This is a genomic window from Desulfovibrio sp., assembly GCF_047607245.1.
Taxonomy (GTDB): Bacteria; Desulfobacterota; Desulfovibrionia; order Desulfovibrionales; family Desulfovibrionaceae; genus Desulfovibrio.
This window is the reverse complement of the sequence record NZ_JASGDK010000075.1, coordinates 1-23656: the sequence shown is the minus strand read 5'-3', so window position 1 is coordinate 23656 and position 23656 is coordinate 1. Positions and strand designations below refer to the sequence as shown.

20 protein-coding genes and 1 pseudogene are annotated in these 23656 nt (G+C 54.0%); 5 read left to right on the top strand and 16 right to left on the bottom strand.

All coding sequences use genetic code 11. From position 1 onward, the window contains the following. From QM579_RS06020 to QM579_RS06000, 5 genes and pseudogenes are all read left to right on the top strand, one after another. Window positions 1-684 (top strand): annotated as a pseudogene (locus QM579_RS06020) (hypothetical protein); the annotation flags it as partial. Between the two features lie 539 nt (window positions 685-1223). Further along, window positions 1224-2132 carry a glutamate/aspartate ABC transporter substrate-binding protein gene (locus tag QM579_RS06015; RefSeq protein ID WP_414998272.1) on the top strand — a complete coding sequence of 303 codons (909 nt, stop codon included), beginning with the start codon at window positions 1224-1226 and terminating at the stop codon, window positions 2130-2132. Window positions 2133-2259: 127 nt separating this feature from the next. Beyond that, a complete protein-coding gene (locus tag QM579_RS06010) occupies window positions 2260-3009 on the top strand; it encodes an amino acid ABC transporter permease (RefSeq protein ID WP_414998271.1) in 750 nt (249 codons plus the stop codon). Continuing rightward, entirely contained in the window at window positions 3002-3679 is a 678-nt protein-coding gene (gene gltK, locus QM579_RS06005) for a glutamate/aspartate ABC transporter permease GltK (protein WP_414998270.1), read from the top strand. The genes QM579_RS06010 and gltK overlap by 8 nt, the downstream gene beginning before the upstream one ends. Window positions 3680-3699: 20 nt before the next feature. After that, window positions 3700-4428, top strand: a complete 729-nt coding sequence (locus tag QM579_RS06000; protein ID WP_414998273.1) for an amino acid ABC transporter ATP-binding protein — start codon at window positions 3700-3702, stop codon at window positions 4426-4428. A 124-nt stretch (window positions 4429-4552) separates the two neighbouring features. On the opposite strand, the gene QM579_RS05995 is transcribed toward QM579_RS06000, so the two are convergent. The 16 genes from QM579_RS05995 to QM579_RS05920 form a co-directional block, all read right to left on the bottom strand. Beyond that, complete coding sequence (locus tag QM579_RS05995) at window positions 4553-5533, bottom strand: 2-hydroxyacid dehydrogenase (RefSeq protein ID WP_414998269.1); 981 nt, start codon at window positions 5531-5533, stop codon at window positions 4553-4555. Window positions 5534-6024: 491 nt separating this feature from the next. Next, entirely contained in the window at window positions 6025-8640 is a 2616-nt protein-coding gene (locus tag QM579_RS05990) for a PEP/pyruvate-binding domain-containing protein (protein WP_414998268.1), read from the bottom strand. A 1-nt stretch (window position 8641) separates the two neighbouring features. After that, window positions 8642-9022 carry a response regulator gene (locus tag QM579_RS05985; protein WP_414998267.1) on the bottom strand — a complete coding sequence of 127 codons (381 nt, stop codon included), beginning with the start codon at window positions 9020-9022 and terminating at the stop codon, window positions 8642-8644. Window positions 9023-9234: 212 nt separating this feature from the next. After that, on the bottom strand, window positions 9235-10938 hold the full coding sequence (locus tag QM579_RS05980) for a sensor histidine kinase (RefSeq protein ID WP_414998266.1): 1704 nt from the start codon (window positions 10936-10938) through the stop codon (window positions 9235-9237). After that, window positions 10929-13547 carry a PEP/pyruvate-binding domain-containing protein gene (locus tag QM579_RS05975; protein WP_414998265.1) on the bottom strand — a complete coding sequence of 873 codons (2619 nt, stop codon included), beginning with the start codon at window positions 13545-13547 and terminating at the stop codon, window positions 10929-10931. Before QM579_RS05975 ends, QM579_RS05980 begins: the two co-directional genes overlap by 10 nt. Before the next feature lie 445 nt (window positions 13548-13992). Next, a complete protein-coding gene (locus tag QM579_RS05970) occupies window positions 13993-15501 on the bottom strand; it encodes a FliI/YscN family ATPase (protein WP_414998264.1) in 1509 nt (502 codons plus the stop codon). Between the two features lie 13 nt (window positions 15502-15514). Continuing rightward, the gene (locus tag QM579_RS05965; RefSeq protein ID WP_414998263.1) at window positions 15515-17311 is read right to left on the bottom strand and encodes a FliH/SctL family protein; all 1797 of its coding nucleotides are present in this window, start codon (window positions 17309-17311) and stop codon (window positions 15515-15517) included. A gap of 170 nt (window positions 17312-17481) precedes the next feature. Next, the gene (gene fliG, locus QM579_RS05960; RefSeq protein WP_414998262.1) at window positions 17482-18477 is read right to left on the bottom strand and encodes a flagellar motor switch protein FliG; all 996 of its coding nucleotides are present in this window, start codon (window positions 18475-18477) and stop codon (window positions 17482-17484) included. A gap of 42 nt (window positions 18478-18519) precedes the next feature. Further along, a complete protein-coding gene (locus QM579_RS05955) occupies window positions 18520-18738 on the bottom strand; it encodes a flagellar M-ring protein FliF (protein WP_414998261.1) in 219 nt (72 codons plus the stop codon). Beyond that, complete coding sequence (gene fliF, locus QM579_RS05950) at window positions 18719-20368, bottom strand: flagellar basal-body MS-ring/collar protein FliF (RefSeq protein WP_414998260.1); 1650 nt, start codon at window positions 20366-20368, stop codon at window positions 18719-18721. Before fliF ends, QM579_RS05955 begins: the two co-directional genes overlap by 20 nt. Before the next feature lie 387 nt (window positions 20369-20755). Beyond that, entirely contained in the window at window positions 20756-21202 is a 447-nt protein-coding gene (fliE, locus tag QM579_RS05945; protein WP_414998259.1) for a flagellar hook-basal body complex protein FliE, read from the bottom strand. A 62-nt stretch (window positions 21203-21264) separates the two neighbouring features. Beyond that, window positions 21265-21702 (bottom strand): flagellar basal body rod protein FlgC, encoded by a 438-nt coding sequence (gene flgC / locus QM579_RS05940; protein WP_183718261.1) that lies wholly within the window; start codon window positions 21700-21702, stop codon window positions 21265-21267. Between the two features lie 120 nt (window positions 21703-21822). Further along, window positions 21823-22236 carry a flagellar basal body rod protein FlgB gene (gene flgB / locus QM579_RS05935; RefSeq protein ID WP_414998258.1) on the bottom strand — a complete coding sequence of 138 codons (414 nt, stop codon included), beginning with the start codon at window positions 22234-22236 and terminating at the stop codon, window positions 21823-21825. 198 nt (window positions 22237-22434) lie between these two features. Then, window positions 22435-22965 (bottom strand): 3'-5' exonuclease, encoded by a 531-nt coding sequence (locus tag QM579_RS05930; protein ID WP_414998257.1) that lies wholly within the window; start codon window positions 22963-22965, stop codon window positions 22435-22437. 2 nt (window positions 22966-22967) lie between these two features. Beyond that, entirely contained in the window at window positions 22968-23396 is a 429-nt protein-coding gene (locus QM579_RS05925; RefSeq protein ID WP_414998256.1) for a hypothetical protein, read from the bottom strand. 14 nt (window positions 23397-23410) lie between these two features. Beyond that, a partial coding sequence (locus QM579_RS05920) for a thermonuclease family protein (protein ID WP_414998255.1) occupies window positions 23411-23656 on the bottom strand: 246 nt, incomplete at its 5' end.

Below are 23656 nucleotides of genomic sequence, written 5' to 3'. Positions count from 1 at the left end.
GGGCTTGACTCCAGCAGCGATCTCAGCACGAAACTGCGTGCCGCCTTAAGCGAAATGGGAGTGGACCTGAGCACCCCCATTAGTTTTAAACTTAACAGTGACGGGCAGCTTGTTGTCAGCGATGAAAACAAACAGGCTGACGCTATTAATGCATGGTTGGCAGAAAACCCAGATCTGGCCAAAGCCCTCACGACCCAAATCAAAAAGCAGAACATTGAATCCTCTAACGTGGAACTCAGACTGGGCGCTACAGGCAACGTGCAAGCCACGGTCAACAACAAGGAACTGACAGACGCTCAGGCCGCGCTCAATAACAGCACGTTGGGATCTACTATCAGCAGCGGTCTGAGCAACCTGAGCATTGATCCCAATGTGAAGTTCACGCTTCAGGTCAATACCGACGGCACAGTTACCGTTATCAGCGACAGCGCCGACAAGGCTAAAATACAACAGTTTTTCGACTCAAACCCTTCACTCGTCAAACAATATAAACAGGTTGAAGCCCTTTCTGGCCTTGATGATGCGCGCAAGGCCATGCAAATATCCCCGTCAGAAATGCGTAAACGCATCCAGGTAGAATCTATGGCGGCATGGTGGTCAGGTTCGGGCAACGCAAGTTCGTACTTTGGCAACTATTCAAATGGCCAAATGGATCTTCTGGCTGGCCTGAATCTCAGCGTCTGACATAAGCCACAACTCCACGCACTGCCTACTATCAACGCCAGGTCCAAAGCCTGGCGTTTTCTATGCTCATCCGGTCAGATCGGCTCCAACCCATAGCGCTCTGCTCTGTTTTTGCTGCAATTCCTGCGACCTCTAGCAGTATTTCCATAACTTGTTGACAAGGAGTTCATTATTTATAAAACTAGTTGGGTTATAAGGGGCGATAATACATATTTCATGCCAATCCGTTGGCGCCCTTCATACGCGGCAGCCTGCGGCCCACCCCCCGGACAAGCAGTCAAGCAATAGAGCCATTTGGCAACACGCATCTCAAGTGCGTGCTGCTGGCAGAGGTATACTCCTTTTTCAGAATACCTTTGTTGCTGACTTGAAAACCGGCAGCCCTCATAGGTAATCTCCGCCAGCTTTCGGCAATCATTCCGGGGCTGACGGTTTACATCGGTTAAGGACCACAACTTTTCCCGCAAGGGATTTTGGGGACGTTTATCGAACCAATCCAAAGTTTGCTCCCAAGCAATGCACCTTTTTAGGAGGAAACCATGACCCTGAAAAAAACACTTTTGTCCGCACTGGCTGGCCTGCTGCTGCTTACCGCCAACCATTCTGCCGTCCAGGCTGAAGAGCTGACCGGAACCCTGAAAAAAATCAAGGAAACCGGCGTGATTGTTGTGGGGCATCGCGAATCCTCCGTACCTTTCTCTTACTACGACTTGCAGCAAAACGTCATTGGCTACGCGCAAGACTACTCCGACAAAATTGTTGAGGCTGTAAAAAAAGAGCTCAACATGCCTGACCTTAAGGTTCGCTTTGTGCCTGTCACTTCGCAGAACCGCATCCCCCTGCTCCAGAACGGCACCTATGACTTCGAGTGTGGCTCGACCACCAATAACCTTGACCGTCAGCAGCAGGTGGACTTCTCCAACACTTTTTTTGTGGTTGGCACACGCCTGCTCACGCATAAAGACTCCGGCATCAAAGACTTTGATGACCTCAAGGGCAAAAACGTGGCTGTCACCGCTGGCACCACCTCCGAAATGCTGCTGAACAAGATGAATGACGAAAAAAAGCTTGGCGTCAGCATCATCAGCGTAAAAGATCATGGCGATGCCTTCCGCACTGTGGAATCGGGCCGCGCTGTGGCTTTCTTTATTGATGACGCCCTGCTGGCCGGCGAACGCGCCAAGGCCAAAAAGCCCGCCGAATGGGTTATCGTTGGCACCCCCCAGAGTTTTGAAGCCTATGGCTGCATGGTGCGCAAGGGCGATGCCTCCTTCAAGAAACTTGTGGACAGCACCATTGCTGACCTGCAGTTGAACGGCGAGGCCGAAAAATCCTATACGCGCTGGTTCAAACAGCCCATTCCTCCCAAGGGCATGAACATGAATTTTGATATGTCCGACGAAATGAAGGGTCTTTTCAAGGCCCCCAACGATAAGGCCCTGAATTAGTCTTTTTGGTTTTGCTTTATCATGCGAAGCGCCAGCAGAGCCACTCGCTGGCGCTTCGCCGTCCAGACGGGCCACACACGACGAGGCATAATGAATCACGCTTTATCTTTATGGATGGAATTTTCTGATGCAGGCTAACTGGAACTGGGGCATTTTTTTTGAACAAGCGCCGTTCGGAAACGTCACCTACCTCAACTGGTTGATTGACGGTTTTCTCACTACGGCGGCGCTTTTTATCTGTGCCTGGATTGTAGCCTTCATAATAGGCTCATTTTTTGGAATACTACGCACCTTGCCCAACAAATTTCTTCGAGGCGTTGGTGCTACTTATGTTGCCATTTTTCGAAATATCCCCCTGATCGTCCAGTTTTTTATCTGGTATCTGGCTGCCCCCGACCTGCTGCCGCGCGACCTTAGCGTATGGTTCAAGTCTGAACTGAATCCAAACGCGCAGTTTTTCATACTTTCCACCTGTGCCTTGGGTCTGTTCACTGGTGCGCGAGTCTGTGAGCAGGTACGTTCAGGTATTTTGGCCCTTTCACGCGGGCAACGCTATGCAGCTCTTGCTCTGGGCCTCACGCTGCCCCAAACGTATTTTCATGTACTGCTTCCCAATGCCTATCGCATTATCGTTCCCCCACTGACCTCAGAAATGCTCAACATGGTCAAGAACACGGCGGTGGCCTCCACAATCGGACTTGTGGAGCTGACCTCACAGGCGAACCGCCTGTTGGAGTTCTCAGGCTTTGCCTATGAGTCCTTCATTGCCGTTACTATGGCCTATGTGTTTCTGAATTTTGTTGTTATGCGCATTATGAAAATGCTTGAAAAGAAAATGCGGCTTCCCTCCACAGGCATTGGAGGCAAAAATGTTTGATTTCGACTGGAGTATAATTGAGCAAAGCTTGCCCCTGCTGGGTCAGGGCATTATGGTCACGCTCAAGATAACGCTCACCTCCATTGTGTTGGGCATGGTGATCGGCACCCTTCTGGCAGTGGCGCGCATATCCATATATGCTCCTCTGCGCTGGCTTTCGGCTGCTTACGTAAACTGCTTCCGCTCTGTTCCTTTGGTAATGGTGCTGCTGTGGTTCTACCTTATCGTGCCGCAATTTCTGACCAAATTTCTCAACCTCTCTCCCCTGACAGACATTCGTCTTGTTTCTGCAATGGTGGCCTTTACCGCATTTGAAGCCGCCTACTACGCCGAAATCATTCGCGCGGGCATGAACAGCGTATCCAAGGGGCAGAACTACGCTGCGCTTGCCCTTGGCATGACCAAATCGCAGACACTTATTTATGTCATCCTGCCGCAGGCTTTTCGCGTTATGACGCCCCTGCTGCTGACACAGGGCGTGATTCTGTTTCAGGATACGGCCCTTGTGTATATCATAGGCCTTGCGGACTTCTTCCGCACAGCCACCAACATTGGCAAGACCACCGGCTATGAAATAGAAATGGTGCTCTTTGCGGGTGCCGGCTACTTTGTGGTCTGCTTCTGCGTTTCTTTGGCCGTAACCGTGGTAAAAAAGAGACTTAAGCTATGAACACTCCTACCGAAGAAGCAATGATTGTTCTGAATAACGTATCCAAGTGGTACGGCGATTTTAACGTGCTGCGCGACTGCACCACCAGCATACATAAAGGCGAAGTTGTGGTTGTGTGCGGCCCTTCCGGGTCGGGCAAGTCAACGCTTATCAAGACCGTCAACGGCCTTGAACCAATACAGAACGGTCAAATATTCGTTAATGGCACTGAAGTGACCAGCAAGCGCACCAATCTTGCGACCCTTCGCAGCCGCGTCGGCATGGTTTTTCAGCATTTTGAACTTTTTCCGCACCTGAACATTATTCACAATTTGATTCTTGCGCAGGAAAAAGTGCTCAAAAGAAATCATGAAGAAGCCAGAGAAAAGGCTCTTGCCCTGTTGAGCCGGGTAGGACTTGACCAGCATACGGAAAAATATCCCTCGCAGCTTTCTGGCGGTCAGCAGCAGCGTGTGGCCATTGCCCGCGCGCTGTGCATGGACCCCGTGGCCATGCTTTTTGACGAGCCCACTTCTGCCCTTGATCCTGAAATGATCAACGAAGTTCTGGACGTTATGGTTGAGCTTGCCTACGAAGGCATGACTATGATGGTGGTCACGCACGAAATGGGCTTTGCCCGCAAGGTGGCTCATCGGGTGCTGTTTATGGAAGAGGGCCTTATTCTTGAAGACACGCCCAAGGAACAGTTCTTTGACAGCCCGCAGACGCAGCGTGCCAAGGACTTTCTTGCCAGCATCATCTCGCATTAGTCTTCCTGCCTGATGTAGGCCGATCAACGGCAGCAAATTAAAATCAAAATTATCTAAGTATAAAATGCAAAAAGGCCGCCCCAAGGGGCGGCCTTTTTGATATGAGGCCAACTGGTGCAACCGATTAAACCGCTCCAGGCTTACGAGCCTGAGGGTTCAGGCAATTTTGCGGCAGTCTGCCTTCAAGAGCGTCAAATATTTTTTGCGCAGATGATTCGCCCATGTCCACATGCGAGTCAATGGTGGCAACGCCTCTGTGCGGCGTCATGAGCACATTGTTCATGCTTCGCAACGCAGGATGGGCATGAGGCTCGTGCTCAAAAACATCCAGGCCTGCTCCGGCAATGCGCCCTTCTTTCAGAGCGACTACCAGCGCTTCTTCATCCACCACCGGGCCACGTGCGGTGTTGATTAAAATGGCGTGAGGGCGCATAAGCGCGAATTCTGCAGTACTGATGTAATGGCGCGTATCTTCAGTCAACGGAATATGCAGGCTCACAAAATCCGATGAAGCCAACAGCTCTTCCTTGCTCATGTATTGCGCACCCGTGGCGGCTTCAAAAGCCTCATTTCGGCGACGCCCAGTATAACTGAGGCGCATACCAAAACCCTGCGCACGTCTGGCCACCGCAAGGGCTATGCGCCCACTGCCTACGATGCCCAGGGCCTTGCCGCTCACACGCAGGCCCATATGTATTGTTACACCCCACGGGGTCTCATCGTTGCGCACAGTCAGGTCACAATCGTGCAGCTTGCGGGCTACGCCAAGTATGAGCGCCCAGGCAAGATCAGCTGTATCCGTTGTAACGGCGTCTGGATTGTGCGTCACCCAGATTCCGAGGCGGGTCGCTTCATCTACGGGAATATGATCATAACCGACGCCATAGCTGGAAATAATTTTGCAGGTGGGAGCAAGCGCTTCCATAACAGCGGGGGTCATATGCAGCAGGGTTGCCACTACGGCATCTGCGCCGCGCACAGCCTCAACCAGATCAGCTTCAGACAAACCCTCAGACGGTCCCACATCAACATGACAACGCGAACGCAAAAGATTCAGAGCTTCAGGCAACACACTACGGGTTACATATGCACGGGGTTTGGTCATGATTTCTCCATTTCAAAGTGGAAAAGGAAGAAGAAGATACTTACGGTATCTTCAGACGAGAAGCTTGCATTGAGGCAAGCTGAAAGCCTCTTCAGCGTAGTTTAGCGGTGAGAACATATCTTCTCATTCCAGAGCATCTCCATTTTGAAAGTGCTCGGGCGGCTGCTCACACAGCCAGAACAATTTCAACCGCCATCAGTCCGGCGAAAAAAGCGCCCAATAGTGGCGACAGCATCGCCAGCCAAACTGCTTTTATGCAGACAATGGCATGTGTTTATAGCGTAGCTATAGGCAGGAGTGCATCTTTGATGTGACCTGTAAGTAAAAATAATGCAATAAACCTTTAGTAGCGTTGTCACGAGCGCCTTTCCAGTTATTTCAGCGTCGAATTTTTCCTTTTGTTCCGTTCGGGTATCATACGGATACCCTCTCATCGTAAAAGGTGTTTTCTCCATGCTGTGACAAGAAAACTTGTCTCGTGACGGCACTGTCTAGAGAGCACAACCCATAAGCGGCTTTGCACTCAACGCTTCCATATCTGCCAGCATTTTGTTCTTAAGGGCTGTTGCCCTTTCTGTTTCCAGCATAATCATGTCCACCTGGCGCGTATGGATGAGCAAATACCCCAGTAGACGTGTTTTCATCAGTGTTTCCGGGGCGCTGTAGCCTTCAGCCACGGCAAAAACCGAATCGTCCTTCACATCCGCACGAAAACCATGCTGTTCGAGCAAATCAGCCACCATGCGGGCTCGAAGCTGACGACGCTTGCGGTCAGCCGCTCCGCCCTTGAACTGAAAGTTCACAAAATTTTCGTGGCTTTTTTCTCCAGCAAGGCTTTCCACTGTACAGAAGTGATACCCGTAACGAGCCTGCAATATCATATAATTGTCGGAGATAAGGAAGAAGTTTTTGTTGGCCATAGCGTTGGGCGCTGTGCTTTCAAGCTCAGGCCTCATAGTGCTTTCAAGCATCACGGTCATAAATCCTGACGCGCTGGCCGCTGGCGGCCCAGCCCAGGGTACAGCCACCATACCGTCCCACAGGGCAAGCATGGGCGCACTGGCAATGACTTCCAGATCCACAACAGGACCCGGCACACGATGCCGAAAACCGCCCCCCATATCTACGACCCAGTATTGCAGTTTGACCCCGGCTTTCAACTGCTTGCCCATGCGCCTGCTGGCGTCGGCATCCTCCTCTTCAAACATGAGGCGGACTGATTTTTCATGGCAGAAGCGCGTGATGTCGTGCAAAGTACGGCAATGGGCGGGAGCGAATTCAGGGGCGTCGGGGTCCAGCAGATTCAGGGGAACCATAAGCTGGCTTAAAGCCTGCAACCGCTGATGCACGGGGCTGCCCGCCATAAGATTGGGCGGCTCGGATTCAGTGGACACCAATTGCGGCTGCCGCCCGGCAAAAACAGCGCACCGTCGCGCGTCCAGCGTGGCTTCATCGGCCGTATCCAACAACAGACAAGCATCGGGCAAACTGAAAACAGCCGGAAGCCGGTATTCCCGCGCCACTGATGCCAGATGGCCAGCCATGCCGCCAGTTTCGCTCACAAGCCCTGCCGCGCGCGAGAGCAGTGGCGCCCACCGGGGCAGGGCACGCTCTACAACCAGAATGCCGCCCTTGGGAAAAGACAGCATGTCAGCTTCCTTGCGAGCCACAAAAACTGGCCCCATGCCCACACCGGGACTTACGGCCACGCCGCCCGCCGCCAGTACTTTGAGCCCCTGCGGCAAATCTTCAAGCGCAAAGGCTTCGCCCCCGTCTTCCCCGGGCCTCTGAGGATCAATATGGCTCTGCTCGGTAGCCGAATCTGCCGCATGCAAGGGACGGCTCTGCAAAACCACAATACGGCCATCTTCTGCATCCAGGGCCCACTCCACATCCTGCGGCTCGGTATAGTAGGTCTCAAGCGCAATGGCCACTTTAGCGAGTTCAGCAGCCTGCTTGTCAGTAAGACTGGGCGGCGCTCCCTCAGGCCCTGCCAGGCGCTTGCGAATAAGCTCAGGGGGAATTTTGCGGCTGAAAATATATACGTCCGGGGTAACAGCTCCATCCACAACAGCCTGAGGCAACCCGGAAACAGCATTGAGAAGAATCTGCTCACGTCCACGACTGGCAGCAACGGGATCACGACTGTAAGCCACTCCCCCGGCAGCGGCTGGCACCATTGCCAGCACCCCGACACACATCGGGGCAGCGTCATCGGGGATACCGTGCTGGTAACGGTAGCTCATGGCCGTCACCGCATACTTGCTGGCGATAATTTCTTTCCACACTTCACAGGCTTCTTCAGGCGGCACGTTTAGTTCCGACCTGTACTGCCCCGCAAAACTGACGCCAAGGGAATCCTCGCCCACGGCGCTACTGCGCAGAGCCAGCTTGAGCCCAGGGCCAGCCTTGGCACGCATGATGTCTACAGCTTCCGTAATGGCTTCTTCAAGTTCTGGCGGCAACGGAGCCATAAGTACAGCTTTTTGCAGAGCAGCCGCGAGGCTGAATACCTGGTCCAGGCTCTGCATATCCGTGGCCTGAATGCGCCGGTTCAGCTCCTGCTGCAAGCCGTTATACTCCATAAACCGGTAATAGGCGCTGACGGTCACAGCAAAGCCATCCGGCACGGTGAGGCCAGCATTAGCGGCCACCTCGCCAAGATTGGCCATTTTGCCGCCAACAAGGGTGAGATCGCTCAGATCAATCTGATCAAGGTGCAGAATAAGCGGGCCGTCCAGATGGGGCAATTCTTCCAGCAGGGTCTCCATTTCGGCCCGGATGCGGTCGAAAGATTCCTGCAAGGCGGCATAACTATTGTCGGACAGGGCGTTCAGATCACGCACCATTTGAAAAACTGCAGTAACGGCGCGTGTGCTGACGGCATGAACATAGTCCATGCCAAAGGGTTTGACGCCAGTGAGGCGGTCTTCCACCTCACTCATCGCCTCAAGGGCACGTTTGTTGGCAGAAAGCAGGCGGCGAAACCGCGCGCAACGTTCGCGCACCCGAACCTTCAGCTCTTCTTCAAGGGCCAGTTCTGCCGGATCGGGCTCTGAGGGCTGCTCTCGACCCAGCCAGCGTCGCAAGTGCTTGAGCAGAGCCATCTTACACAGCGGATCGAACCGCTTCCTCCATCTTGATGATGAGTTCACTGATGGCTACAGGCTTGAGCATGTAGTCATACGCACCAAGATCAAGCCCTTCAACGGCTACTCCCATACAGGCATGACCTGTCAGCAGGATGACTGGCAGCTTGGGGGCTTTCTGCTTCATATGGCGCAGAGTTTCAAGACCATCCATGCCCGGCATACGTACGTCCATAATGACAATATTGAAAGGCTCGGCACCCGAGTCCAATGCCTGACTCACCAGACCAAGAGCCGTCTGCCCGTCTGGCGCAGTAACAACCTCCATTCCACGCCGGGCAAGGCGTTTCTGCATCAATTCAAGAAATTCCAGTTCATCATCTACAAACAATGCGCGCATGGGGCCTCCTCGGTTACAGGCAGTGCCGCGGCCTTGCCGGGCAGGTTGCCGATGCGTTGTTTTGCCGCCAGTAAGCTTTGAGGTCAACGGTCTTGTGGTCAAAAAGTCTGGTCTTTGGAGCAGGTTACCTTTGAAATATTTTACATTTTAAAATCGTCACTCCCCAAAAAGCAATTGGGGCTGAATCCAGGCCGCGCACGGCGCACTGCAGCCTAGGCTGCCAAACCATCTTCAGGCGGCAGTTGCGGCGGTTCGGCAGGCAGAGTGACGCTGAATGTAGTGCCCTGCCCAAGCTGGCTTTGCACCTCAATGCGGCCACCCAATTTCTCAAGTATGGTATAGCAGATGGCTAAACCAAGCCCGGTGCCTTCCCCAACTTTCTTGGTTGTAAAAAACGGGTCAAAAATACGGCTCATAGTCTCCTGATCCATACCCGGACCAGTGTCAGTGAACAGTACGCGAACGCCCTTCTTCCAGGCAAGTGTGCTGATGGTTAAAGAACCGTTTTTGCCGATGGCGTCGATAGCATTGTCGATAATATTGATAAATATTTGTTCAAGTTGCGCTGGATCAGACAAAATGACCGGAGTATGGGGATCATACTCTCTGACAATAGAGATATTGCGGTTGGTAGCCTCAGTTTTGAGCATTTCCGCTGCCTGATCCGTCAGGGAATTGATGAGAATTTCTGTTCTGCCCGGATTCATGCGTCGGCCAAAGCCGAGCATACGTTGGGTAATCCCCTTGGCACGCTTCACATGCTGGTCAATTTTTTCTGTGCTTTCAAGAATTTCCTGATAATTTTTCATGCTGGTAGAGTTTTCGTCTTCCATCAGGTCGCGAATCCAACCAGCATTTTCCTGAATGAGCATAAGAGGATTATTGACCTCATGAGCCACACCCGCAGCCATCTTGCCCAACGCCGCCATCTTGCTGGATTGCAACATGCGGGCATCAATATGCGCCTGCTTCTGGTCTGACTCCTCCAGCGAAGCCACAAGTCTGCGGGTGCAAAAGTCTGCCCCCATGCAAATAAGCCCACTGCCCAGCACCACAAAGAAAATGATAAGAGCTTTGAGCTGACGCAAGGGCCGCAGGCTCTCGCGCACGTCATCCAGCACCACAAGCCGCCAGGGCATGGATTCCAGCGGCATCAAGGCCGCCAGCATTTCCTGCCCCTGTGGCGTTTTAATGTATTGGGTAACAACATTTTTACGCGTCATGTCCGGCAGGGGCACGCTGAACTTGTCCATGCTCTTGCCGTGGTAGCGGGAATCCGTTTGCAGCTCGCCCTGGGAGTTGACCAGAAAAGCATCGCTATGCGGGCCCGAATATACGCGGCGTAACAAGGCAACCACAGCGTCCATATCGATGGTGGCACGCAGGATATAGCTGCGCCCGCCCTCGTGCCGCAGCACGGCAATGATAAAATGCGGCTCATTTCTGTAGCCCATAAAAACATCGCTGACATACACGCCCTTGCGCAACACTTCTCTGAACCAGGGAGTATCAGAGTAGTTGTTGTCGCTAAGGTCATATGGCCCGACATAGGAAACATGCCGCCCGTCCATGCCGATAACACCCACATCCACAAAGGAGCGGCTGTTGTTCTGCATGACGCTGAAAATTTCGCTCAGCCGTGCGGGATTGCTCAGCTCGGTATAGGGATGGGTGAAGGCCAGATTTTTGATCTGCGCCACACGCTCAACCATAAAGGTATCCAGCGCACGGTGCTTGCTGCTGGCTACAGCTTCAATACTTGCGCTGATTTTTTCGTCATAAATGACGCTCAGCCTGTCTATGCAAAAAAGCCCCAATGCCACCAACGGCGTAAGCGCCATCAGCAGCAGGGTCACCAATAACCGACGATAGATGGCCTTGTAGCCGCGGTGGGTTGCGGGGGCTGCTACGGACATGGTTGCTTTTCCTCCACACCAGTGGTGGCCTGCGACAGGCTTTCCCCTCTGAACAGCATGCGGCAGTGGTTCAGCATTTCCTCGCGCCTTGCGGCAACTTGCGCGGCATCCTGCATAATCATGTCCAGCTGACGGGTATGGATGGTCATGTACCCGGCGATAGCCAGCAGCAGTTCGCCTTCTTCGCGGTCCATCCCTTTAAGTGTGGCGCTGACCGCATCGTTACGCACCATTGGCGCAAACCCGAATTCCCATAAAATTTCAGCCACAAAGCGTACGCGCAAAATGCGTCGCTCAATGTTGGCCGCACCGCCGCGCAGATGGAAGGTGAGGTAGTTCTCAGGCGTGCGGTCTCCAAGGCGTGCCTCTACGGACACAAAATGAAAACCAAAACGCGAATGCAGACTGCAATAGTCGCGCGAGATCATGAAATAGTTTTTTTCTGAAAAATAAGCAGTTTGAGCAGCAGGATCAAGATTGGGATTGGCCGTTGCCTCAAAAAGTACAGACAAAAACCCCTTACCATCCACTGGCGGCGGTCCCTGCCAGGGATAGGCATTCATGCCGTGCCAGAGAGCACGCATGGGCACGGAAGCTATTTGTTCAATATCAATCACCGGGCCTGAGGGCACAGTGAGAAAACCGTCGCTGAGATTTACAACCCAGAACTGCTTGAGAACCTTGTCGCGCAACTGTTTTACGCGCTGCGGGGCATATTTTTTTTCTGCCCCAAGGGAAAACATTGCACTCACCGCCCGCTCATGACAATAGCGGGCGATGTCGTGATAGGTCTGGCAGTTGGCCGCCTTGAATTCCGGGCTGTCCACATCCATAGTCAGGGGCAGGATACGGGCCGAAGCTTTTTGTAAAATGCGGTACACAGGGCTGCCCGGCATGTAGTCACGCCCAGGAGGCACATTGGGTAAAAGAGATTCCTGCCTGTCCACATAAACCTGGCAGATGTCGGAACACAGGGTGATCCTCTGCCCGTTCTTCAGCGTGTCCATTGCGCCAGCCAGGCCGAAAATGACTGGTTTGCCAAATTCACGCGCCAGCGAAGCCAACCGCGAGCCAGCCAACCCCTCTTCGGCAATGATGCCCGCAGCGCGGTCCATCAAGGCCCCCCAACGATAGTTGTCGTCTGGCACTACCAGAATGCCGCCTGACGGGAAGCGTCGGGCATCCTCCCACCGGCGCGCCACGCAAACCGTCCCCGCCACTCTGCCGGGACTCACAGTATACCCGCCTGAAAGACGCAAGCTGGCGCGCACTTCGGGCAGCACTGGCGGCATGTCCACAGCGTCTACTGGCAGAGGAATGGGCCGAACCAGCAGCAAACGCAGCTCATCTTGTGGAGTACGCACCCAGGAAATGGAAACAGGGCAATTGAGGTAAGCCTCCATCTCAAGGGCCAGGGCGGCTATATCCTTGGCTGTATCTGCATCCAGCGCAGGGCGTACCGCATTGTCAGGACTGGTCAGGCTTATGATTTCATAAGGAGGACGCCTGTCTACTGTTGCGTGGTCTGCGGGCAGGACGGAATAGTCCAGTTCCTGTGGCAGGCCGTGGCTGGCATAGATATGAACCTGCTCGCCGTGCGCGCGCACGGGGCTGCACGAGTGGGCCAGCCCGCCCCAGGCACCGTCTTCTACAGCCATGCAGGAGATGCACACGCCGGTTCCGGCCTCGGTAAGGCCTCGCGCGCGTCGATAAACCAGAGCCTGGGCACGCTGCTTGCGCGCCAGAGTGATCTGAACCGCGTGTAAAATTTCTTCGTCAGGAGCGTTCAGGGGAACAGACGGGCCCCAGAGGATCAGGCCGGGATCGTCGCTGCCCCGCGCTTCTGGCGGCCACAGACGGCCACGCAATACCAGACGCATACCCTCTTGCGGGCAGGAGGCACGCAGGCGTGCCAGCGCAGAACAAATATCCTGAATCAGATCCAGCGGCAGCGGCGTATCTTCCACCAATTGCCCAAGACTGCGTGAAAGCTTGGCCAGATGCTTGGGCGCAAGCCCCCCCGCCGCCTGGATACGGCGATTGATCTCACTCTGCAAATCACCACTCTGCAAAAAATGCTGGCACCCGGCCATTGTGATGACAAATCCCTTGGGCACCAAATGGGGATGGCAACGGCGCACCTCTTCAAGCCGCAAAGTTACCGGGTCCACCAAGGGAAATTCGCCCTGTCCTGAAAGCGCTTCAATGTCTGTATCTTCATCGAGCGGAAGCACCAGCGGTCCAAGAAGGCACAGTTCCGGCTCATACACATCATCGGCAACCATTTTCTGCAGTTCGCCAAAACGGGCGTACAAAGCCTCACAAGGTCCGGGATCAAGCCTTTCAAGCTGCTTGACGCACTGAAAAACCTGAGTAGCCATGCTGGTGCACAATGCGCGCACCCGGTAAAGACCAAAGGGATGGTCGCAACACAAGGTGTATTCTAGAGCGGTCATGGTTTCCTGAAAGGTGTTCCATGCCGTTAAAAACAGCTTGAAGGAATGATGGCGCAGAGCAAAGTAGTGCTCGGCCTCACTGTCGGAAGCCGTGCCACTGACGGCGCGCTTGGCGGATCGCGAAAAAAAACCAAAAAGGCGTGAAAGAGGCATGCCGGCTCCAGAACTCATGACAAAGCCCGGGTTTGCAAAACCAGGGAGGCCTGAACCACCGATGGCATAATGCTTGCGGTGGATGTGGATATGCGCCATGCGCCGGACTGCTGCCCTGACGCAAGCGTACACTATGCTGTTGTTACATCGCGGTAACACAGGCAGCACAAGGTACGCAAGAAAATGACAAGCCACGCAGGCCCGGGCACGCAAACGAAAAAGAACTTTGGCCTGCCACCGTTCAGGTCTGTCAACTGCCGGCTGGAAAATGCTTTTTAATCTGAAAGATCAGCTTTTAGCTATCTCACTGAAATAAAAATAGATATCCCCAACAGAACAAAGACAAAAGACCAGACTGTCAGTTCAATCTAGCATAGGCACATACAGCCTTCAAGCAGCATGTGACAGAATTCGCAAATATAAGTTGTGTGAATGTGTTGCAGATTTAGCCCCGCATGGGGGGCACTCCATTCTGACCGGAAGGCATGCCGGGCGCACCTTGCTGCGCTGCCGCGCCTTCGGCCAGTTGCGCCAGGGCGCGCAACTGCTGCATGCTCTGATCCAGAAACTGCGGATCGCCGACATCCTGCTTCAAAAAATCATTAATGGCAGGCATGCTGGTGATGGCAGCATCTATCTCAGCGTTAGTGCCGCGCGCGTAAGCTCCGATGTTGACCATATCCTCAACCCGCCGGAATGTACTCATATTGCGCGTAACAACCCGCCCTGCCAGAACATCCTGCCGTTCGCAGATGTCAGAACGAAGACGGCTGATGGAACGCAAGACGTCGATGGCGGGAAAATGCCCCTGGTCAGCCAGATCGCGGGTGAGCACAATATGGCCGTCCAGAATGGAACGCACAGCGTCGGCAATGGGTTCGTTGAAGTCGTCGCCGTCCACCAGCACGGTATAAATGCCCGTAATGGTTCCCTTGGCAGACCGCCCCGCCCGCTCAAGCAGTTTGGGCAACTGGGCAAAAACTGTAGGAGTATACCCCTTTGTGGTGGGCGGTTCGCCCACGGCAAGGCCCACTTCACGCGCAGCCATCGCAAAGCGCGTGACAGAGTCCATCATGAGTAGCACGTCCATGCTTTTATCACGAAAATATTCGGCAACAGCTGTAGCCGCATATGCTGCACGCATGCGCACCAGAGGCGACTGATCGGAAGTGGCGATAACCAGTACGGAGCGTGCCATTCCCTCAGGGCCGAGGTCACGTTCCATAAATTCCACAACTTCACGGCCGCGCTCGCCTATGAGCGCAATGACGTTCACGTCGGCACGCGTATAGCGTGCCATCATGCCCATAAGCGTAGACTTGCCCACACCGGAACCAGCCATAATGCCCACGCGCTGCCCCTTGCCAAGGGTAAGCAGACTGTTGACGGAGCGCACGCCCACATCAAGAATATCCGTAATGCGCGGGCGCTGTAGCGGACTCGGCGGATCTGCGTAGATGGGAGCAAGCTCGGGATGCCACTGCTGGCGGGCCACGGCGGCCCATTCCGGCACATAGGGCAGCTGTTCTTCGATCTGGCGGGCAAAGTCGGCCTTGGCATTTTCGCCCATTGGCAAAGGGGAAGAATAGAGTTCCGTGCTGACAGGCGGCCCCGCATCCAGCGGTGTGCCGAATGCGTCAAAAGCCCGTCCCAGAAGTTCCGGCCCTACAGGAAAAACAGGCGGCAGACTTGTATTGCGGATGCGGCTGCCGGGCCGGATACCCCGCATGTCACCATACGGCATAAAGAGCAGGTTTCCGTCACGAAAACCCACGACCTCTGCTGCTATGCCATCACCGCCCTCATCGGGCAACATGTGGCATACAGCGCCCAAGGGCGCGCGCAGTCCGCTGCCTTCAGCCACAAGACCAACAACCTTGTTGACCTTTCCGTAAAGACGAACGGGATTGCTGGTTTGCAGCAGTTTGATGCAGGCTTGCGGGTCCAGTTTCATGACATATCCACAGCTAGCGGCCTTTTTCCGCACCGGGCAAAAATCCGCCTTGCGAAAAAACGTCCTGCCCTTCATGAACGCTCTGCTCTGCACGGTCGATCAGATCCGCCAATGCGGAAGGATCAAAAGCTTGGGTGGAAGGCTGCTCCGACAGGCCGAGTTCGTCTTCCCCATCCAAGGGAAAAAGCTCATCTTCCAGTTCAGCCAGTGTGGGACTTTCAACCTGCGCAGCGGTGCGAGGGGCCGAAACAGCAGTTTTTCTGGTTTCAGCCTGAGCCGGGGGCATATCAGCAATAGAGCTGGCAGCATGAACGGGCACGGCAGAAGCTTCCGCTTCGTGCTCTGGCCCTGCCGGAGCTTCTGCGGAGGTTGCAGCTACAGGAGCCGAGAGGTGCTCGGCGTCTGAATTTGCTTGCGGGTCCAGATGTTCAGAAGCTATCTGTTCTGCCTGCATATGTTCGGCAACGGAATGCGCGTTTGCCGCACCATCAAAAACGTCTGCCGTAGAGTTCTGCACGGAAGGATTCAGTGCAACAGCCTCAGAAGGCATTTCAGGCGAGTGCTGCGTGCCGGACGCCAGAGATGACAAATCCGGCTCTTCCACCATCAGGGCTTCCGTATCAGGCACAGGCTGCTGGTGATCTTCTTCTAGCGCCAGTTCTTCTGTAGCATGAAATTCCTGATCAGGTTGCTCGCCAGAAGGCCCGTCAGGCTGCTCTGAAGGTAGTTCCACATTGAGAGGATCAGCGCTGCCGGCTGTTGATAGCTGCTCCGCGTGATCGGTAGCCTCGGGCTGGTCAACGTGCGAAGTGGTGAAGTCATCAGGCGATGCGGGATCATCAGGCGGTGAAAGTTGCTCCGGCGCAGGAGCCATTGCGGCAATACGCTCTGCCTCCTGACGCACCAGCTGGCTGACAGCTTCGCTGTTATGTTCATCATCCTGCCCTGGTCCCAGGCTCAGGTGGGACATGATGCCATTGACCAGTTCCGCATAATGCTCGCGGCGGCAGTCAACGCTGCCACTGACGCTTTCGGCTAAAAGTCCGCCACGCTCAACGGATGCGTCGCCGCTGACAATCCACTGCTGCAATTCTGGCACGCGTTCACGCGCTGCCATAAACATATCACTGACAGTGGCCTCGTCGTCTGGGTGCACACGCACAGTGACCGTGCCCCGGTCTTCAAGAAGATTGAGAGCCTCAAAAACCAGCGATTGCAATATATTTTTATGCTCTTCATCCAGAACCCAGCCAGTACCAGCCTTAACGGCCTCCTGCATGAGCAGAACTAGCTCATCCCGCCAGGATTCACAAATGGCGTGGCGCTGACTGTCCAAAGCGTAAAGCACAGCCCCGAGGGCCTGCCCCATTTCTGCGCGAAATTCCTTGAGTTCCTGCCCTGCCTGATCCATGCCAGCCTGAAAGCCTTCCGCATGTCCACCTTCACGCAGGGCTTGCGCTTCCTGTCTCAGGGCCTGAGCCTGATCCAGTTCCGCCTGGGCCTTTTTCATCTCTTCCTGTGCCTGCGCCCGCACGGTTTCACTCTCGTGCATGAGCCTCCGGCTCAATTCACGAGCTTCAACCTTGGCCTCATCCAGCACTTTTTGACGCTCTGCATAGGCAGCACCCAAGATTTCGCGCGCTCTTTCCTCAGCCTTGGCGCGCACTCGCACAAAATAATCTTCAGACTGCTGTTGCTGCATGCGCTCACGGCGCAGGGGTTCCTGCATGGCATCGAGCTGCTCCACGGTGGCTTCGCGCTCCCCCATAAAGACAGTACCCCATTTTTTGCGCAACTGATCTGACGCCATGACTTTTTCCATCTTACAGTTTTTGCGGTATCCACAGAGCTACTGCCACTGTATCACTTGAAAACCCAAATTGCTGACCAAGGCGCTGGTTCGCAGCTCAAGCACGGTGCAGGGCGTGTCCAGAACAAGCGTTCCCAACCAAAGCCATTACCAACTGCGGCACAGCGGGCCTATACGAAAACGTCGCCCGCGCCTCTGCTGACAACCAGCTTGTTTTCAGCCTCAAGGCGGCGCACAATCTTCACAATATTCTGCTGGGCGGCTTCCACATCCGAAAGCTTGGTGGGGCCCATGTATTCCAGTTCTTCGCGGATCATGTTGCCCGCGCGTTCGGACATGTTCTTGAAGAATTTTTCCTTAAGATCATCACTGGCTCCACGCAGGGCCAACGTGAGATCTTCATTGGAAATTTCCTTGAGCATTTCGCGCACGCCTCTGTCGTCAATATTCTTGCAGTCTTCAAAGACAAACATGAGATTGCGGATATCTTCTGCCATCTGGGCGGAATCTTCTTCGATTTCAGACAACACTTCTTCTTCGGTGGCACGGTCCACAGCGTTGAGAATTTCGGCCACAGACTGTACGCCGCCCACTTTTTTGCCTTCTTTGCCGCCCATAGCGATAAGCTGGCTTGTGAGCACCTTGTCCACTTCCATAAGCATATCTTCGGGCACGGCCTCAAGGCGGGCCAAACGCATAAGCACTTCGGCGCGCACGCCTGCGGGCAGGCTTGTCAATAAATTGGCGGCCTGATCGGGGTGCAGATGACCGAGAATAAGAGCCAAGGTTTGCGGATGTTCATTGCGCAAAATCTGTGAAAGAAGACGCGGACTCACCTGCTCGAGCTCACGGAAGGGAGCCGGGCCAGTTTCAAGGCTGAGCGAATCCATGATATATTTGGCGGTTTCGGGGTCAAGGTTCTTGACCAGCAGGCGCTTGAGGATATCGCTACCGCCCGCGATCATGTCCACACCTTCCACCAGGGATTCGTGAAACTCGCGCAGCACATCTTCAACGTCTTCGCGGGGCACGGGCTCCAAATCCACAATGGTTTTGGAGATTTCGGCTATTTCCTGCCTGTCCATGCGCTTAAACACGTCGGCCGTGAACTTGTCGCCCATGGCGAGCAGCAGCACGGCTATGCGCTGTTTGCCGGTCAACTCCATCCTTATGCTCCTTAACCTCGGCCCGGAGGGCGCGGAGGGATTTTAGTCCTTGTCCGAAAGCCAGCGCTTGATAAGCCGCACGGCCTGATCCATATGCTGTTCTGTAATTCTGAACAGCCGCAGCTTCAATTCTTCCACCCGTTGATTTGTCTCTTTTTGTGCCAGACGCAAGGCTTTGAGCTGAGCCAGAGATGGCGTTGAACCACCCCCCTGACCTGCTGGCAAACCTGTTTGCGACGGGCTAGGCTTTAGCTGTTTCATCACTCTTCATCCAGCCGCGCACCAAACTTACCACCTGTTCCATATGATTGTCGGACAGGCTGAAAATGTGCGCTTTCAAAGCTTCAATGTCTTTGAACACCAGGTCGTCCTCGTCGTTCGAATTTTCCAGCAGCGCCTCGTCCTCTGTTCTTGCGGCCTCTTCCAGGGCCTCATAGAGGGCAAGCTGCTCTTCTGCGGCTGGCAGACCTTCCAGACCTTCAACCATTTCACCAGCTTCAACCTTGGGCCGAATAAGCGCCAGCACCACAGGCCGCACAATAAGCATCAGAAACAGGAAGGCCAGCAGCGCATTGAGCAGGGGCTTGCCCAGACGTTCCGCATAATCGGCCAGTATATCGGCAAAATTGGGGTCCTTGGGCGGCTCCGAGTCGGTAAATGGCGCGGAGCTGACCTCCAGAGCGTCGCCGCGGCCCTTGTCCAGACCCACCGCATTATGTACAAGCTGGCGCACCTGTTCAAGCTCTTCGCTCTTGCGGGGCATGAAGCTCCATATGCCATCCGTCTTTACATACGTGCCATCAATGAGGACTGCAACAGTCAAACGGCGCAATTCACCCACATTTGAAACAATCTGCTGCTCTTCTTTATTGATTTCATAGTTGGTGGTACGGGCTTCTCGTGTGCCGCTCTGGTCAGAAACAGAGCCGGTAATGCCGTCGCCACGAAAGTTTACATCCGGTGCGCCAGCTTCAAGATTTGCCCGGCCCTGCTGGCTTTCTTCACTGCGGTACTCACTGCGAACCGCTGTTTTTTCAGGATCAAAAAGTTCGCGGCGTATGGTTTTCTGACTGAAATCCATGTCGGCGTTGACCTTGGCAATCACACGGCCAGGACCAAAAAGGGGTTGCAGCATTTCTTCAATGCGGCGCTCAAGGTTGCGCTGCACTGTCTGGCGGTATTCCATCTGGGTGGTGGTTATGCCCGCCAGGCTGTCTTCTTCCGGCTGGTAAAGAACCTTGCCGCTGGTATCGGTAATGGATACATGCCCTCTGTCCAGACCTTCTACAGACATGAGCATCATATTGAGAATGGCGTTGATTTCTTTCTGGTCAATCTTGATGTTGGCCCGGGTAAGCTTGAGGACCACTGAAGCCGAAGGAGATTGACGCTCTTCAACAAAAAGGCTGCGACGAGGAATGACCAGATGCACACGGGCGCTTTCCACACTGGGGAACTCGCTAATGGTACGGGCCAGTTCGCCCTGAAGGGCGCGGGTGTAGTTGATCTTCTGCACAAAGTCAGTCTGGCCTACTTTGATCTTGTCAAAAATTTCAAAGCCAATGCCCTGCCCCACCAGGCCGCCTTCGCCCGCAATCTTGATGCGCTGGTCGTAAACAACTTCCTGCGGCACAAGAATGGTAGCGCCGTTGTCGGCAATCCGGTAGGCCACCTTGTCGCCCTGCAGCGCTTTGACGACCACGCTGGCGTCTTCCGGGCCAAGGTTGGAGTAAAGAACACGGTATTCAGGGCGGCTCAACCAGATGGAGAGGCCAATGACAGCAGCCAGCAGGCCTACAGCCCCGCCAACGGAAGCAATGCGTTGCAGTGGGCTCATTTTGGCCCATATCGCCGTGAAGGAATTGACGAATTGTTGAATGAATGCAGGCATGGTCCGCTCCTGTGCGCGCAAGCGCTGGTTTTCCGACGCCGAGGCCGGGCTCACTTACCACTAGCAAGAGCCATGCCACTATATAGTGCATGAATTTTGGCAGGTTACTATTGAGCCCACTGCCACTGATCGGCACGCAGTTTTGTGATCACACAAAAAAACTCTCCCCAGCAGCAAGCCGCACAGGGAGAGGTCGTTCAGGAGCGAAATCAGAAGAAGTGAGGCGTAAAGCCTAAGGAAGCACTGATTAAAGAGCCTCCTGAAAACGCGCAGCTGTTTCGTTTGGCAAGGCGCGATCCTTTTTTAAAGCAGGAGCGGACTCTTCCGTCCGCGACTATTTCAAAAAAAGTGAAGCAACGCCGCCAAACGGAATAAATCAGCGTTTCTCTAAAACTGCATCTTTGAAATTTCTTTATAGGCTTCCAGCACCTTGCCGCGCACAGCGGTAGTCAGCTTCATAGCAAGACTGGATTTTTGCATGGTGATCATCAGTTCCTGCACATTCTGGGTACGGCCAGAAGCGAATTCGTTGATGGCATTGTCTTTTACATTCTGCAGCTGATTGACTTTATTGAGTGAGTCTTTGAGCGTGCCCGTAAAGCTGCTTTCCGGCGTCACCGGGGTGGAAGCTGTACCAGGAAACTGCAACTTGTCCACCTGAGCGCCAAAGTTTTCACCAGTATCTACCTGGCTGCGGGCAAGGCTCTGGTCCAAAGTGCGGGAAAAAAGAGTCTGCCCGCTTACTGAAGAACCCTGCTGCAAGCTGCCGGATACCTTGCTGAAATGCTGCATGGCTTCACTGTATGCGCGCATGCCTGTTGCCTGAATGCTCATAGTGCTCTCCTGACTCTGCTCACTGATTCCACACGGCTTCGCGTGTGAACATAATTTTTTTGCTATTTGCCAATTTCAAGAGCTTTGACGTACATGCCCTTAACTGCATCCACAGTCGTAACGTTGGCTTCAAAGTTGCGTTGTGCCGTCATAAGATTGGCCATTTCTTCAACCACGTTGATGTCGGGATACATCACGTAGCCCTCTGCATTGGCGTCTGGGTTGCCCGGCTCATACACGCGCTTAAAAGGACGGTTGTCCATTGTCACAGCCATGACGCGTACCCCTTGAACCGCACGGTCAAGCGCCGAACGCATATGAACGGAAAAAGGATCGTCCACGTCAGCTGTCTGCTGTACAACACTGCGCCTGCGGTAAGGGCCACCCAAAGGAGTTCGTGTGGTCTTGGCGTTGGCCAAGTTCATCGAAATTGTATTGATGCGCGTACGGTCAGCCGCAAGGCCCGATGCGCTTATGTCAAATGCTGTCATGAAATCCATGACGTCCTCCTGATACTCGAAGACCCGTGAAGGCCACCTGCGCTGTTTCGCCTGTAACTATTTACTGTCAGCATTGAAAAACAGCCGGAAAATCGCTGATCATTGTCTGATCTGCGCTATTTAAACCTGCTTGCCGTCCTGTATGACGGTATGCATGCCTTCAAAAGTCTTTGTCAGAATTTGGGCCAATGCGGTAAACTGTAACTGGTTCTTGGAATGCTTGGCCATTTCCTTATCAAGGTTCACGCGGTCTTCACCGTGAATAAGCCTGGGTTTAAAAGCCTCCGACCATTCGGGCCGGAAGGATGCAGCATCAAAGGTTGAAGGGATATGTTCCCCGTTGGTACGGCTCATCTGGCCTTCCATATCTTGCCCAAGGGCGGTCTGGAGTTCTTTTTCAAAACTCAGTTCACGCGGCTTGTAATTGGGTGTGTCAATGTTGGCCAGGTTGCCCGCAATGACATTCTGCCGTTGAAGCTGCATGTCCATAACCGTGCCAACAAGGCCGACCTGGCTGCTGAACAAACTTTTCATGATGCCTCCTGCAGTCCATAAGGATTGCTGCCAAGTCAAAAGCAAAACTCATTCCAATGTTTATTTGTTTAATTAAAACAGTATATTAAAAAATATTTTCTGATCAAAAAAAATATCCGGCCTCAACTCCGCCACTTTATTGACGAGGTCAAGGCCGGATACGGCGTATATTTTCTGGGAGCAATTTGTACGATGAAGCTACAGGCGCATCTGGCTGTCAGTAACGCCCAATGCGCGTAGGTGCAAATATATCTGGGCGCAGGCAGAAGCATCTGAACCTGCATGGTGATGCTCAAGGGCTATGCCAAAATGCTCGCAAACATGATTGAGCTTCTTTGACGGCAAGGGCAGGCTGCGCCGCGCGCCCTTCAATGTACAGAGAAAATGGTAACGAGGAGCATCGGTTCCGGCTTCACGGCAGCAGGCCTGCAACACGCGCCTGTCAAAAGAGGCATTGTGCGCCAGCAGTGCATCAGCCCCAGTCATGAACGCTTCCATTTGCGGCCAGACTTCAACAAAGCTGGGCGCATTCTTTAGCATGCTCCAGGTGAGCCCGTGAATTTCCGTGAACATAACTCGCGAAGACGGCGGGCAAATAAGGCTGTAAAACTGATCAACAACACGTCCATCTTCAATGCGGGCAAGGCCCACAGCGCAAGCGCTGTGGGCCGCATACCCTGAAGTTTCAAAATCTATGGCCACGCAGGGCGCGGCATGTGCAGTCTGCAAATTTACTCCACGTTCTTTTCGGCGTTACGCGCAGCTTCGGCCAGCCGGGCCATGATATAGTCACGCATACGGGCGTCATCTTCTTCAAGGTTAAAGCAGCGGGCGTCTTCGTCCATCAGGCCGTTGGGCACGAAATCGCCCTTGTCTTCTGCGTCCGTTACCATATTGTTGTAAAAGCAGACTGACAGCCAGCGGCTATCCGCTTCATCGTCAACCACATCCAGCAGTACAAAAAGCTCGCGCCTGCTTTGGGCAACGTGCCGGGCGCGCAAAGAATAGCTCACGCCAGGTCGCGCCTTGAAGGTAAAGCTCATACCGCTGTGCGCAGCCAGAAAATCCATATAAGCCGTGAAGGCCGCTTTGGCGTTCTGAGGATCGGTTTTCCAACCATCAAGAAATTCCCGCAATTCCTGCGAACCGGTAACGTTCATATGTACTCCGTTTTTTATCTGCTCCACTGCCAGGGGGGTGTGCCTATTTTCAGGCCCCATATCCCCCGCCTGTCCACAACAGCCTGATGTTCCTGTATCATCCAGCGGCGACAAAAAATGGCCCGGCAACTTTGTCTGTTCACCCAGGCCAGCCCTTCCGCCACCAGCTGATAATTGACAGATGCGCCGTCAACCTGAATAAGCGCGCTCACGGTGCCAGATTCGCTTTCACCAATGGGCTCCACCGTCACCCTGGTGCC